The sequence below is a fragment of the Acinetobacter sp. GW821-FHT01E09 genome, assembly GCF_059422385.1.
On the sequence record NZ_JBWKWU010000001.1, the window covers coordinates 1,257,186 to 1,271,590 of the forward strand.

Genomic DNA, 14,405 nt, shown 5'->3' on the forward strand with positions numbered 1-14,405 from the left:
AATTTGTCTAAAGAAGGCTTTTTAAGCCAATTAAATTAGCTTATGTTGATGAATAAAACATGCTTCAATTAAATATTTCTAGGCTCACCTTGAGCGAAGATGGTGATACATTTTTAGCACTTGAAAAAATTCCTGCGATGCAACGTAGACGGTTATCAAGTATTGCTAAAATTGCACTGAATAGTGCAATTCAAAGTTTGCAGGGGATTCAGGTCGACTATATTGTTTGGAGCTCACAATATGGCGATGAAGAAAAAACACTTAAAATTTTACAAGATGTCTTGTCAGACCAAACCCCATCTCCGACACTTTTTTCAACCTCTGTACATAACGCAGTTTCAGGTTTGTATTCTATATTTTGTCAAGATGATACGCTCGCGACCAGTTTGGCAGCGTCATGGTCTGAAGCTTTAGTCGAAGCTTATGCTTATTTAAAAAACCACCACAATGCCAAAAATGCCTTGGTGATTTATTATGACCAAGCCTTACCAGAAATATATGATGAGTATCAAAATTTTAAAGCTTTTTCATTGGCTGGAGTGGTCAGTTTAGAAAATGCCAATTTAAAAATTGCTGTAGAAAATCTGCAACTGCAACAGAGCAAATATTTAGAGGCTCAAGATTTTAATGCGTTTTGGCACAATCAAAACCTGATAGAAAAGGGTGCTTGGGTCAAATGCTAAATATCAATAAAGTAAAGAAAAAGTTAAATTACGCTTGGCGTGTTGGTGCTACAGGTTTTAGTTTTGCAAGTTTTGGCTTGGGCGGAATTGTGATTGGGGGTGTGGTTGCACCATTGGTGAAAGTCAGCACATTTGATACAAGAAAAAGACAAGATCGTGCGCAAAAAGCCATTAAATATAGCTTTAAAGGCTTTACTGAAATGATGGTTAAATTGGGCATCATGACCTATGAAGTCGAAGGCTTGGAAAAGCTGGCCCATAGCCGTCAAGAGTTAGTCATTGCAAATCATCCAACCTTGATTGATGTGGTGATTTTGATTGGCTTAATGGAGAAGGCCAACTGTATTGTAAAAAAAGCACTTTGGCGCAATCCATTTACATTGGGGCCAGTACGTAGTGCAGGTTATATTTTAAATGAGGGATCTGAGCAATTCATTTTGGACTGCGTTAAAAAACTCCAAGAAAAAGATGCAGCCTCATTATTGATATTTCCAGAAGGGACACGAACAGAAAAAGGCGCATCACTGAATGAATTCCAACGTGGTGCGTCAAATATTGCGATTCGAGCGAATGTTCCAATTCGTCCGATTTTGATAGAATGCACGCCCTCGACACTGACCAAAAATGAAAAGTGGTATCACATTCCAAATGAACCATTTCACATTCAGATTACAGTGTTAGATGCGGTACATGTACAGGATATATTGGATGATGCTGCTGTGAACTCAAAACAGGTGAAACAGCTCAATCATTTTTTGCACAACTTATTTAATCAAGCGTTAATTAAACAAGAGTTATCTACAAATGAGCAATCTTGCTGATGAGTTAAAAGAAATGATCATTGATGTGCTGGCATTGGAAGATATTTCAATTGAAGATATTGATACCAATGCACCACTCTTTGGTGATGGATTAGGGCTGGATTCTATTGATGCCCTAGAATTAGGTTTAGCTTTGAAAAAACGCTATAACATTCATTTAAATGCTGAATCACAGGAAACCAAGCAACATTTCGCCTCTGTGCAAAGTTTAGTGGACTTGGTTGAAGCGCAACGCGCTGCTTAAGAGGTCGTTATGTTATCTGAAGAAATCGTCTTAACAAATCTACGTGAGTGGATGGAAGAACTATTTGAAATTGAACCTGCTGATATTCAGCTTGAGTCAAACCTGTATTCTGATCTGGATGTTGATAGCATCGACGCTATTGATTTAGTTGTTAAAATTAAAGAATTAACCGGTAAGCAAGTTAAACCTGAAGATTTTAAAAATGTCAGAACAGTGCAAGATGTTGTGGTTGTGATTCAAAATATGTCTGCAGAATGAAGCATTTGATCCGCAGTGGAGTCACCGTCTTATTTCTACTTTACCCATTTATCGTGGGCTACAGCCTAGCGCATGGTCATTTTATTTGGGTGAGTGCTTTGTTGGTTCTGCTCGGTGGATCACGCTTATTTTTTAAAAAAAGTGATCTTATGTGGCCATTAACTTGGTTTGCCATTATTTGTGGTGGGCTGAGTTTGATTTTAAAAGATCATGCTTGGTTAAAGCTGTACCCAGTATTGATGAGTGTGGGCGCGTTGATAATTTTTGCGACCACCTTAATCAAACCACCCTCAATGATTGAGCGTTTTGCACGTTTGGTTGAACCTAATTTACCCGCGTCTGGGGTGATCTGGACCAAAAATGTTACGATTGTTTGGTGTGGCTTTTTTATTTTAAATGCCTGTATTGCGCTTTATACAGTGTTATTTAGCAGTACTCAAATGTGGGTACTTTATAATGGTTTTATTTCTTATCTTTTGATGGGTTTGTTATTTGCAGGTGAATTCGTACTGCGAAAAATTCATCAAGCTAAAAATCATACGAGTTAAAATAAACGCTTATGTTGTGTCATTTTCAAAGCCACATTCATGCTGAAAAATGTCTGTGTATCACCTCTGATTTTAGTGTCAAAACATTCTCCCAATTTTGGCAGGAGGTGTTGAGTGAAAAAACACACATTGAACAATCCGCTGAAAGTGCATGGGCCTTGTGGCAAAATGACAGTTATGATTTTTTAGTGTTATTTTTTGCAGTTTTACTGGCAGATAAACAGGTGATTCTCCCGCCAAATCGTGTGCGTGATTTGGAAAAAAGCTTAGCAGCTCAGAATATTTATTTTATTGAACGACAAAATAAACAGATTAATCCTGTGGTTGAAGACACTCAACACATTGATCTAAATGATGATTTTTTAAATCGTGCAGCAGTGTTTTTTTATACTTCGGGTTCTACAGGGCAACCTAAAAAGATTCCGCGTACCCTAAAACAGCTGCTTAATGAAGTACAGGGTTTAGATCAAAGTTTTGATCTAGCAGAAAATGCACTAGCGCTTGCTACAGTCAGTCATCAACATATTTATGGTCTATTGTTTAAATTACTTTGGCCACTTGCCAGTGGCAGAGCTTTTTATAATCCGCAATTGGCATTTCCTGAAGATGTGGTTGAAGCACAAAAAAAATTACAGCATTTAAGCCACGATCACTTTGGTTCAAATCATTATGTGGTTTCCAGCCCAGCACTTTTAAAACGTTGGACCTCTGATGTATTACTTGAACAGTATTCAGTGGTTTATTCTTCAGGTGGTAAACTGGATGCTGGAGTGCGTCCGCTGCTCAATGCCAGTATCACCGAAATTTTTGGTAGTTCCGAAACGGGCGGTATTGCTTATCGCACACAAGATGAGGCGCTTTGGACCCCGTTTGCAGATGTCGAAATTAGTGTTACAGATGCGGGTGAACTGGGTGTCTTGACTCAACATGCCTATATCAATGATTGGATCTATACCGCAGATAAAGTTGAAGTGTCTGTGCCTAATGATCGAAAAAGTCAGTTTCAGCTTCAAGGACGCTTAGACCGTATTGTTAAACTTGAAGAAAAGCGTTTAAGTCTCGATTCTATTGAAAGTGCTATTATTGAATTGCCAGAAGTCAGTGAATGTCATACATTGATCTTTGAAAAGGATCATCGACAAATTTTGGCATGTGTGGCGGTATTGTCTGAACAAGCTCAATTAGAACTTAAACACAGCCATAAGCGTGCATTTGTCGCAAAAATAAAACAACAACTTGCAGATAAATTGGAATATATTGCGATACCGAGGCAGTGGCGTTTTTTAAGCCAATTACCGAAAAACGCCCAATCAAAGCTCAATAAAAATTATATGAAATCATTATTTGAAAACTTAAATTTACCCGTGGTTTTAGCATCGCATATTGATGCGAATAGCGCAGAATTTAAATTAGAATTTATTCCTGAACTGGCTGCTTTTAGTGGGCATTTTCCTGATCACCCGATTTATCCTGGTGTTGGGCAAATTGCTTTTATTCAAAAGTTCGCTAAAGAGATCTGGGCTGATCTAGATTGGTGTACAGCATTAGAACAAATTAAGTTTCAGGAATTGATCCAACCGCATGCCGTGGTTTTGCTTAAACTTGAGCGTAAAGCAGATAAAATCAGTTTCCAGTTGCAGCAGGCTGAACAATCTTTAGCATCAGGACGTTTGGTTTTTGCAACTACGGTTAAAGCTTAGGAGACAGATGATGCAGCAATATCAATTGGGTTTTGTGATTCCTGTGTATAACCATCCACATTATATCAAAGCATTACTGGACTATATTCATCCTTATGGTTTGCCAGTGGTTTTGGTCAATGATGGTAGCGATATTGAATGTTCGACCTTGTTGCAAGAATTGGCGCAGCAGCATAAAAATGTATATCTGGTCGAGCACGCGACCAATCAGGGCAAAGGTCAGGCCGTGATGACAGGTTTATATCAGGCACAAGATCTTGGCTGGACACATGTTTTACAAATTGATGCAGATGGACAGCACGATTGGCAGGATATTGAAAAATTTATCACCATCTCAGCACAACATCCTCAAGCAATGATTTTGGGACAGCCGATTTTTGATGAAACGGTGCCGAAAAAGCGTTTGTATGGTCGTTATGTTACCCATGTCTGGGTTTGGATTAATAGCTTGTCACTTGAAATCAAAGACAGTATGTGCGGTTTTCGTATTTATCCGCTTGATCAAACTATTCACGTCCTCAATCGAGCAAAATTCCAACCACGCATGGGCTTTGATAGTGAAATTTTAGTGCGTTTAAAGTGGGAACAAGTTCAGTTTATCAATGTACCCACTGCCGTGATTTATCCAGAACAAGGTATTTCACATTTTAATGTGTGGAAAGATAATTTAGGACTCAGTAAAGCACATGCGCGGCTTTTTGCAGGCATGTTAATTCGCTTACCTAAATTATTGGCACAAAAAACCAAAGGTTCAGCACATGACTGAATCACATACAAAACGATGGAGTGAGCTTAAAGAAAAGGGTGGAATGTGGCCTTTGATGTTAATGCTGTGCTTCTACCGTTTTGGTGGGCGTTTTTTATGTAAGCTGGTGCTGTATTTCATCATCATGTGGTACTGGATTTTTTCTCGCACAGCGCGTCAGGCTTCATTGCTTTATTTACAAAAGTTGCATCATTTTGCTCAAGAAAAGTCACCATTTTCACATCAACCGAATATGAGTCATTCGTATATTCATTTGATGACATTTGGTGAGTGTATTTTGGATAAAATTGAAGGCTGGCTGGGAAAAGTAGCAGAAGAAAAGCTGATCTTGCATGGGCATGCGCATTTTCGGGAAAATTATAAAAAAGGTGCGATCATTGTGGTATCGCATTTTGGCAATATCGAATTGCTACGTGCGATCAAATCTGATCACCAACAAAAAATCAATGTATTGGTTTATCAAAAACATGCCAGTAAATTTAATGAATTTCTTAAAAAGCTCAATCAAAAAGCCGATGTGCATTTGATTTCGGTTGATGAACTTGGCGTTGATACTGCGATTCTTTTGCAGGAGAAACTGGATCAGGGTGAGTGGATTATCGTGGCAGCAGATCGCGTTCCAGTTCAATCGCAACGTGTCGAAAATCTTAAATTTTTAGCTGATGAGTCCGCTTGGCCGCAAGGACCTTGGATTTTAGCAAGTTTACTGAAAGTTCCGATATTGGCGGTTTTCTGTTATCGCAAGCAAGACAACTTTCATGTGCATATCCATTCAATCGCTCAAAAACTTAATTTTCCGCGGCAAACCCGCAACCAAGCCATAGCTGAAGTCATGCAACGCTATGCTCAACTGGTCGAACAGCATTGCGTAGATGCACCTTATCAATGGTTTAATTTTTATAATTTTTGGAACAAATAAAAATGCAGTCACTTGTCATCGGAGAAAAACCACTTTCAATTGAAGAGGTTGTTGCTGTCGCAAATCAACAGCTCAAAGTGGCGCTGCCTAAGTCTGAAAGTTGGCAGGCATTGATTCAACGAGGTGCTGATTTTCTCGATCAATTATTGCAAGAAGAAGGCGTCATCTATGGGGTAACCACAGGTTATGGCGATTCTTGTTTGGTTGAAGTGCCTGCACATCAGGTCAATGAATTGCCTTTGCATTTATCTCGTTTTCACGGTTGTGGTTTAGGGCAAAATCTGGACTTGATCACTGCTCGTGCTGTGATGGTGACTCGATTATGTTCTTTGGCGCGTGGCTATTCAGGGGTATCGCATGCTTTACTTGAGCGTTTGGTTTGGATGCTCAATGAAAATATTATTCCAGTGATTCCTTCAGAAGGTTCAGTCGGCGCCAGTGGTGATTTAACCCCATTGTCCTATATTGCAGGGGCATTGGTCGGTGAACGGGATGTTTACTATCAAGGCAATATCGTGGCAGTCGCAGATGTTTATGCTGAATATGCGATACAGCCTTTGGCACTCAGACCCAAAGAAGGGCTTGCCATTATGAATGGTACTGCGGTGATGACCGCAATGGCCTGTTTAAATTATAAAAAAGCTGAGCAGATTAGTTTGGCAAGTACTTTAATCACAGCATTAAATGTGTTGGCATTAGAGGGCAATCCAAGCCATTTTGATGAAGTGTTATTTGCCCAGAAACCACATGCAGGTCAGCAAGAGATTGCCAAGCAACTGCGTGAATGGTTAAACGATAAAGTACAAACAGAGCATCAAAGCCCACGTTTGCAAGATCGTTATTCGCTGCGTTGTGCACCACATATTATTGGAATCTTTGAAGATTCTAAAACTTGGCTTAGACAATTTATTGAAAATGAATTGAACTCAAGTAATGACAATCCGTTAATTGATCCGATCAATTTACGCGTGTTACATGGTGGGCATTTCTATGGTGGACATATCGCACAGGCTATGGATAGCTTAAAAATTATGATTGCCAATATTGCTGATTTGATGGATCGTCAGCTTGCACAGTTGGTCGATCATAAAATGAATCATGGTTTACCGCGCAATTTGACTGGTGCTAAAACTGATCGCTTACCGCTCAATCATGGTTTTAAAGCCGTACAGATTGGAGTGTCAGCTTGGACTGCCGAAGCGCTTAAACAGACACTTGCAGCTTCAATTTTTTCACGTTCAACCGAGTGCCATAATCAAGATAAAGTCAGTATGGGTACGATTGCCGCACGTGATGCCAGTCGGGTGATTTTATTGACCGAACAAGTGATTGCTGCATTGAGCTGTGCTGCGGTTCAAGCAATTGAACTGAGAGGATTGGCACAACAATTAAGTCCAGTGCTGGGTTTGTTTAGACACTGGGTACTGAAAGAATTTCATTTTGTTGAAGAAGATCGTCCATTACAAAAAGAGCTACAAGCGATAGTGGATCATCTTGAAAATCTCAGTCTGTTAAACTGCAATCTGTTGCAGCACAAGCAGGAGAACGCTGATGTATGCTGATGTCATTATTGATATTCCATTTCATGATGTCGATACCATGAATGTGGTTTGGCATGGGCATTATCTCAAATATTTTGAAATTGCCCGTTGCAAATTATTGGATCAATTTGACTATAACTATAATCAAATGAAAGATTCAGGTTATGCATGGCCAGTGATTGAAAGTTATGTCCGTTATGCGCAGGGTATTATTTTTGGGCAACATATTCGAGTACGTGCGACTTTAAAAGAATGGGAAAACCGTTTAAAAATCGAGTATCAGATTTTTGATGCAGAATCGGGTAAACGCCTCACCAAAGGTTTTACCAGTCAGGTGGCAGTCGAGATAGAAACTCGAGAAATGTGCTTTCAGTCACCACAAATATTTTTAGACCGCCTATATGCCTGGTCTGAATTTAAGACCAAATAGGGGGGCATAAAAAATGTTGAATTTTAAAAATAGAATCAAACTGATCATTACCAGTATGATGTTTATGGTTATGACGACACTTCCTTTGGCAAGTTATGCAGAAAGTTCTAAAGTTGGGCAAATTTTTCAACAGCTTTCCCAAACACCTGTTGTTCGTGCCCATTTTGAGCAGCAAAAAAAGCTCACCTCGTTAAATAAAACTTTTAGCTCAAATGGGCAGGTTTTATTTTCCAAAAGCCAAGGGGTAATTTGGCAGATTCAAAAACCTGTTCAAGCAGATTTGATTGTTACCCCCAAAAAGTTGCTACAAAAAACCCAGCGAACCATGAGTCAACTTGAGATTAATAATAGTCAATATGGTTCAGTGGCGACCATGTTTTTACAGTTAATGGCAGGTGATGAAACGGCCTTAGCCAAAAATTTTAATGTGGTTGCCGCCAATTACACAACATCGGCTTGGGATGTCACATTGACCCCAAAAAGTGCGTTGTTTAAAAAATTGTTTGTCAAAGTGAATGCGCAAGGTGGACGTTATGTCAATCGTATTGTGATTACTGAACAAGCCAATAATATGACGATTATTAATTTTAGTCAGCAGACGGCTCAACCTCAAACTTTATCGGCGTCTGAGAATGCACTTTTCCAATTGGCAAAATAAACTCACTGCAATTTGGTTGATATTTTTAGTCATCATTGCGATCGGACTGGGATTTACATGGATGCAAAAAGGCATTCACATCCAGACCAATATTTTTGCTTTACTGCCAAAAGTAAAGCAGGACAAACAGCTTGAGCAAACCGAACACTATGTCAGTGAGCAATTGAACAATAAAGTGTTCTTGGTGATTGATGCAAAATCATCTGAACAAATTGATCAAGCAACACAGATATTAAGGGCTGGTGTTCAACAGTCGAATTTGTTTGAGCCATTAAAAGCACAAGTTGATACCGAAGATTTTGCCAGAACTTTATATGCACATCATGCAGGCTTAATCAGTTCGCAAGATCAAGCAATCTTAAAACAACAGGATTATGCGGCACTGACTGAACAAAGTTTGATGCAAATCATGAGCCCGGGTATGCCAATCACTGAGGGCTTACTTCAACAAGATCCATTGTTATTATTTCCACGTTATGCCATGGGGCTTGCAAGCCTGCAACAGCATTCAAATATCGAAATACAAGATGGTTTTGCCACAATTGCGGATGAGCAAGGTTATTCCCGACTATTTAATTTAGAACTTTTAAAAAGTCCTTATGATATTGAGTATCAAGAACAAACTACCCAATGGATGACTAATGTTAATCAGCAATTGAGCAAGATCGGGGTGAAACCGCACTGGACTGGAACAATTGTTTTTTCGCATTTTGGTACCCAATCTGCAAAGAATGAAATTTCTACAATCGGCGTGGGTTCGAGTATCGGTGTCTTGCTTTTGGTCTGGTTTGGCTTCCGCTCCATTCGCCCGATGTTGACTGAGTTTATTGCGGTTGCCACTGGGTCAATGGTGGCTTTTGCTGTAACCCACTGGATATTTTCCGAAATACATCTGATGACTTTGGTTTTTGGTGCAAGTCTGATTGGGGTATGTGTCGATTTTTCCTTTTACTTTATGGCGATGCAATCGCAGCAACGACATCTCAATGGATTTGCCGTATTAAAGCCGATTTTACCCAGTTTGTTGATCGGGCTTTCAACCACATTGCTGGCTTATTTATTTTTAAGTTTCACCCCTTTTCCGGGCTTTAAGCAGATTGCCGTATTTTCAATGGTGGGCTTAACTGCCGCTGGAATCACCAGTCTATTATTACTACCGCGTTTACCTGCCTTAAATGCTGAACCCGCAATACGCAGATTAAGCTTTATTGGCACATGGCGTAATTATTTTTTAGCGCACGCAACAAAGCGTTATCTGTTGATTTTTGTGATCTTTGTGGTTTCAGGATCAAGTTTGCTGCTGATCAAAAGTAATGATGATGTGCGTAATTTACAAAGTATGGATCAACATTTAAAGCAGGAAGATCAATATATCCGTTCTCGTTTTGGGCAAGCGCAGGGCAGTGATTATTTTGCAATTTATGCAAATTCAGCAAAGGACCTTGCAAGGCAAGAACAACACTTGATCCATGCGCTTTTTCAGTTAAAACAACAGGGCAAAATTGACGGATTTCAAGCAATAGGGCAAACGATTCCTTCGCTGGAACAGCAACAGCAGAATGTTGAAGCGCTACAGAAAATTCCAAAATCAGTACTGGTGGAATATGCAAGCGCGATGCAACTTGATCCTAAAGATGTCCTGAGTTGGCAAGCAAGATTGTCTCAACAATCATTGTTAAATTTAGATCAGTTTGCTGCCCATCCTTTGGCATTCTTACAGGTTAATTCGCAGCAAAGATTGATTTTGATTCAAGGCATAAAAGATGTAACAGCTGTAGAGGCTTTGCAAGATCAGCAGAATAAGCTGGTTCGCCCTGTACATAATTTATCGCGCTTATTCCAAGACCATCGGATCCAAGCTGAATATCTTTTTGTTTATGCATTAATTGCCTTAGCGATCGGTTTAATGCTGATCTATGGGATTAAATCGGTGTTTGCTTTGATGGTGCCTGTGACTTTGGCGTTGATGAGCACTTTTGCATTACAGGCATGGATGGGCGTTGAGATTAATCTATTTAGTGTAATGGGGGTTTTTCTCATCTTGGGGATTGGTGTGGATTACGCCATTTTCTACCGTCAAGGGCACAATCATCCGCATGTGGTCGGGATGGCATTATTTCTCTGTATGATGTCGACGTTGTTGGGGTTCGGTTTATTGGCGTTAAGCCATACTTATGCAATACATTGTTTTGGGTTAACGGTTCTTTTTGGGGTAATTTTTTCGTTTATCTATGCCACGCTGTTTACTCCGGCAGACTCAAAATTAAATCAAAATCAATTAATCAGTCAAAGAACTGAACATTAAGGTGAATACATGAAGGGTTTAGATTTACAACAAACAGATGTCGTGATCATCGGGGCAGGACCATCGGGAAGTTCCGCAGCAGCACTGCTTCGACACAAAGGTTATCAAGTGGTGATCATTGAAAAGCAGCATTTTCCTCGCTTTTCGATCGGTGAATCACTTTTGCCACAATGTATGGTGTTTTTAGAAGAGGCCGGTTTATTAGACACAGTTCGTGAACATGTTGAAGAATATGCATTTCAATTTAAAAATGGAGCAGCATTCTTACGTGGTCATCAACGCAGCTACTACGATTTTACTCAAAAATTTAGTGAAGGTCCTGGAACGACATGGCAGATTAGACGTGCCAATTTCGACCATCTTTTAGCACAGCAAGCTGAACAATATGGGGCTGAAATTCGTTTTGGACATGAGGTTGTTGCAGTTGATGTAGAGCTTGATCATCCTCTATTAACGGTTAAAGATGAGCAGCAAAATATCTATCAAATTCAGGCTAAATTTTTACTGGATGCCAGTGGCTTTGGCCGTATTTTGCCGAAACTTCTTGATCTGGAAAGTCCTTCAAATTTTCCAGTACGCCGTGCGGTGTTTAGTCATATTGAAGATGGGATCTTGGATGATCCTGAATTTGACCGAAATAAAATCCTGATTACGGTACATGAAAAAGATCACCGTGGCTGGTATTGGTTAATTCCGTTTGCAGATGGTCGTTGTTCATTTGGGATTGTGGCTGAACAGGATTTCTTTGATCATTATGGTTATATCTCTGATGAGCCTGAAGCCTTATTGGCTTTATTTAAAGATATTCTTGCAGATGAACCGAGTTTGTCGCAGGTACTGCGCAATATGAAGTTTGATACGCCAATCCGTACTTTGGTGGGCTATTCAGCAAATGTTAAAACCTTGGCACAGCGCAATTTTGCTTTGCTGGGCAATGCGGGTGAATTTTTAGATCCTGTGTTTTCATCTGGGGTGACCATTGCACTCAAGTCTTCAAGTTTGGCGGTACCTTTAGTCGATCAAGTCTTACAAGGTGGGCAAGTAGACTGGATGCAAGAATATGAAAAACCTTTGCGTAAAGGAATCAAAGTATTTCGCGCTTATGTAGAAGCATGGTACGACGGTGAGTTTCAAGATGTGGTATTTTCAAAAAATCAAAATGAAAAAATCCGTCGTATGATTGCGTCATTATTGGCGGGCTATGCTTGGGATGAAACTAATCCAATCTATCGCAATGCACGACAACGCTTAAATACCTTGGCTGAGTATTGTCGTCATGATCTGGAACAGAGCAAAATACTTGAGAGCGAATAATGCAAATTTGGTTAAAAACAATGAGCATCAGTCTGTTGTTAGCGCTGGGTGCCTGTCAAAGTATGTATCCACAGCCACAAGGTCTGGTTCCTGTGGTTTGGTCTGCTGATCCAGCCTTGGCGCATTATCAGCGTCAAGATCAAGTTGAAGTTGTCTGGAAAAATCAAAGTTTTAGCTTTTTACTCTACCAAGAACAGCAGGCGAAAAACTTGCAAATGTTTGCTTTAAGCTTAACTGGACAGCAACTGTTTAGACTGGATTTCGATGGTCAAAAAGTACAGGTGCATGAAAGGATAAAACCGATGCGTTTGTTACCCTTTGATTTTGTGGTTCGAGATATTCTGTTTGCAACTTATCCTGATTTTGCAAAAAATCATTTAGAAAATGTTAAAGTGAAACAGGGCGTTGATCAGACTGAAATTGAGATTGATCAAAAAAATGTTTTAACGATAAAAACGCGTGCTGATCATATTGAGCTGGATAACCTGCAAGTTCCTTATCAAATGATCTTTAGCCCTGTGGAAAATACTTTAAAAGACAATTCATTAGAGCAAAATGAAGTGGAAGATCTGCAAAAAAATGACAAAAAAGATTGATTTAAACCATCCCGCTGTAGGCATTCATTGTTCAGCCAGTTTATCTGCTTTAGGTGATCATCCTGAACAGGTCAAGGCACAATTGACCTCATTGGAAAACAGTTTAACCCTGAATAAATCTTTGATTTTTGATCAGCCCGTATGGGTGGGTGCTTATGCACATCCGTTATGTAGCGATATTCCAGTTGCGCTACAAAACTATGACTCGCGTAATTTACGTTTTGCTTTAACTGCGCTTGCACAATGTGAATCTGAGTTACGTGACTATGTGGCTAAGTTTGATAAAAAACGACTTGCGATCATTGTTGGGACTTCAACTTCGGGTATTTCGGACAATGAACCCTTATTAAAAGCTTACTTTCAAGGCCAAACTGAAACCGTGATTCAACAGCAAAAGCAGGAAATGGGTAATCTCGCCAAAGCTTTGCAAATTTATTTGGGCTGGGACGGTCTTGCGTATACGATTTCTACGGCTTGTTCTTCAAGTGCTAAAGCTTTTGCCAGTGGGCAACGTTTGATTAATGCAGGGCTTGCCGATGCTGTATTGGTGGGTGGCGTAGATACCCTCGCTAAACTGACCTTGAACGGCTTTAACAGTCTGGAAAATTTGAGTACAGGTATCTGTAGCCCGTGTGGATATCAGCGGGATGGGATCAATATTGGTGAGGCCGCAAGCTTATTTTTACTCAGTAAAGAACCAGCGCCGATCATGTTGATTTCTGCTGGTGAATCCATGGATGCATGGCATATTTCTGCTCCGCATCCAGAGGGCAAAGGCGCAGCAACTGCAATGCAAAAAGCACTGGATCAGGCACAGTTAAAATCTTCAGATATTCATTATCTTAATTTGCATGGCACCGCAACCACGCACAATGATGATATGGAAATTAAAGCAGTCCGACAGGTCTTTCAGGACTATGCTGTTCCATTGAGTAGTACTAAGCATAAAACTGGACATTGCTTGGGTGCTGCGGGTGCATTGGAGGCCTATATTTGTACACAAGTGCTTAAAGATCAAAACTGGTTACCCCTTCATCAAAATGGTGTGATTGATCCTGAATTGGATGATCAGCATTACGTTGAACAGGATGATTTAAATCAAACTACTCAATCTGATCCTGTGCGTTTTGTGATGAGTAATTCATTTGCCTTTGGCGGTAGTAATGTCAGCCTTATTTTTGGAACTGAAATCAAATGAGTTTAGATGCTATTCAATTTATTCCGCATGAAAAACCGATGGTTTTTGTTGATCAACTGCTTGAGCTAGGGGAAAATTTTGCACTTGCCAACCTAACCATTACACCTGAATTGATGTTTAGTGATGAACAAGGTTTGCCGACTTGGAGTAGTATTGAACTCATGGCGCAAACCATTAGTGCCTTTGCTGGTGCAAAAGGACAAAAAATGGGGCAAACGCCACAAATTGGCTATTTGCTCGGAACACGCAAATTAAATTTACCTTTGGCTTATTTTGAATTTGGTAAAACATTGACCATTCGGGCTGAACAACAATATTTACATGAAGGCTTGGCACAATTCTCTTGTGAAATAAGCTATGAAGAACATAAAATTAGCGCAGTTTTAAGTGTTTATGAACCACCTGTGAAAGCTGAGCAATAAGT

General features: G+C 39.8%; 16 protein-coding genes. All 16 read left to right on the forward strand.

What is annotated here, in order from left to right:
• The first annotated feature begins 59 nt into the window (after positions 1-59).
• Genes AC07U8_RS05800 through AC07U8_RS05875 form a run of 16 tightly spaced genes read left to right on the forward strand, consistent with a single transcriptional unit; the run spans position 60 to position 14,403 of the window.
• On the forward strand, positions 60-683 hold the full coding sequence (locus AC07U8_RS05800) for a beta-ketoacyl synthase chain length factor (RefSeq protein WP_494737489.1): 624 nt from the start codon (positions 60-62) through the stop codon (positions 681-683).
• Entirely contained in the window at positions 677-1,504 is an 828-nt protein-coding gene (locus AC07U8_RS05805; RefSeq protein ID WP_151956574.1) for a lysophospholipid acyltransferase family protein, read from the forward strand. Before AC07U8_RS05800 ends, AC07U8_RS05805 begins: the two co-directional genes overlap by 7 nt.
• Positions 1,488-1,748 (forward strand): phosphopantetheine-binding protein, encoded by a 261-nt coding sequence (locus AC07U8_RS05810; RefSeq protein ID WP_004819853.1) that lies wholly within the window; start codon positions 1,488-1,490, stop codon positions 1,746-1,748. Before AC07U8_RS05805 ends, AC07U8_RS05810 begins: the two co-directional genes overlap by 17 nt.
• 9 nt (positions 1,749-1,757) lie before the next feature.
• On the forward strand, positions 1,758-2,006 hold the full coding sequence (locus AC07U8_RS05815) for an acyl carrier protein (protein ID WP_004819854.1): 249 nt from the start codon (positions 1,758-1,760) through the stop codon (positions 2,004-2,006).
• Positions 2,003-2,554 (forward strand): COG4648 family protein, encoded by a 552-nt coding sequence (locus tag AC07U8_RS05820; RefSeq protein ID WP_494737490.1) that lies wholly within the window; start codon positions 2,003-2,005, stop codon positions 2,552-2,554. The genes AC07U8_RS05815 and AC07U8_RS05820 overlap by 4 nt, the downstream gene beginning before the upstream one ends.
• Positions 2,555-2,565: 11 nt before the next feature.
• Complete coding sequence (locus AC07U8_RS05825) at positions 2,566-4,254, forward strand: ApeI family dehydratase (RefSeq protein ID WP_494737491.1); 1,689 nt, start codon at positions 2,566-2,568, stop codon at positions 4,252-4,254.
• Between the two features lie 10 nt (positions 4,255-4,264).
• Positions 4,265-5,020, forward strand: a complete 756-nt coding sequence (locus AC07U8_RS05830; protein ID WP_494737492.1) for a glycosyltransferase family 2 protein — start codon at positions 4,265-4,267, stop codon at positions 5,018-5,020.
• Positions 5,013-5,939, forward strand: a complete 927-nt coding sequence (locus AC07U8_RS05835; RefSeq protein ID WP_494737493.1) for a lysophospholipid acyltransferase family protein — start codon at positions 5,013-5,015, stop codon at positions 5,937-5,939. Before AC07U8_RS05830 ends, AC07U8_RS05835 begins: the two co-directional genes overlap by 8 nt.
• Before the next feature lie 2 nt (positions 5,940-5,941).
• Positions 5,942-7,501 carry an HAL/PAL/TAL family ammonia-lyase gene (locus AC07U8_RS05840; protein WP_239046171.1) on the forward strand — a complete coding sequence of 520 codons (1,560 nt, stop codon included), beginning with the start codon at positions 5,942-5,944 and terminating at the stop codon, positions 7,499-7,501.
• Positions 7,491-7,910 carry an acyl-CoA thioesterase gene (locus tag AC07U8_RS05845; RefSeq protein ID WP_270386109.1) on the forward strand — a complete coding sequence of 140 codons (420 nt, stop codon included), beginning with the start codon at positions 7,491-7,493 and terminating at the stop codon, positions 7,908-7,910. The genes AC07U8_RS05840 and AC07U8_RS05845 overlap by 11 nt, the downstream gene beginning before the upstream one ends.
• A 55-nt stretch (positions 7,911-7,965) precedes the next feature.
• Positions 7,966-8,568, forward strand: coding sequence for a LolA family protein (locus AC07U8_RS05850; RefSeq protein ID WP_244015956.1), 603 nt, complete (start codon positions 7,966-7,968; stop codon positions 8,566-8,568).
• The gene (locus AC07U8_RS05855; protein WP_494737494.1) at positions 8,543-10,873 is read left to right on the forward strand and encodes an MMPL family transporter; all 2,331 of its coding nucleotides are present in this window, start codon (positions 8,543-8,545) and stop codon (positions 10,871-10,873) included. Before AC07U8_RS05850 ends, AC07U8_RS05855 begins: the two co-directional genes overlap by 26 nt.
• Positions 10,874-10,882: 9 nt before the next feature.
• A complete protein-coding gene (locus AC07U8_RS05860) occupies positions 10,883-12,187 on the forward strand; it encodes an NAD(P)/FAD-dependent oxidoreductase (RefSeq protein WP_034613976.1) in 1,305 nt (434 codons plus the stop codon).
• Positions 12,187-12,783, forward strand: a complete 597-nt coding sequence (locus tag AC07U8_RS05865; RefSeq protein ID WP_034613973.1) for a DUF3261 domain-containing protein — start codon at positions 12,187-12,189, stop codon at positions 12,781-12,783. The genes AC07U8_RS05860 and AC07U8_RS05865 overlap by 1 nt, the downstream gene beginning before the upstream one ends.
• The gene (locus AC07U8_RS05870; protein WP_494737495.1) at positions 12,767-13,981 is read left to right on the forward strand and encodes a beta-ketoacyl-[acyl-carrier-protein] synthase family protein; all 1,215 of its coding nucleotides are present in this window, start codon (positions 12,767-12,769) and stop codon (positions 13,979-13,981) included. Before AC07U8_RS05865 ends, AC07U8_RS05870 begins: the two co-directional genes overlap by 17 nt.
• Positions 13,978-14,403, forward strand: a complete 426-nt coding sequence (locus AC07U8_RS05875) for a hotdog family protein (protein WP_034613969.1) — start codon at positions 13,978-13,980, stop codon at positions 14,401-14,403. The genes AC07U8_RS05870 and AC07U8_RS05875 overlap by 4 nt, the downstream gene beginning before the upstream one ends.
• The last annotated feature ends 2 nt before the right edge of the window (positions 14,404-14,405 follow it).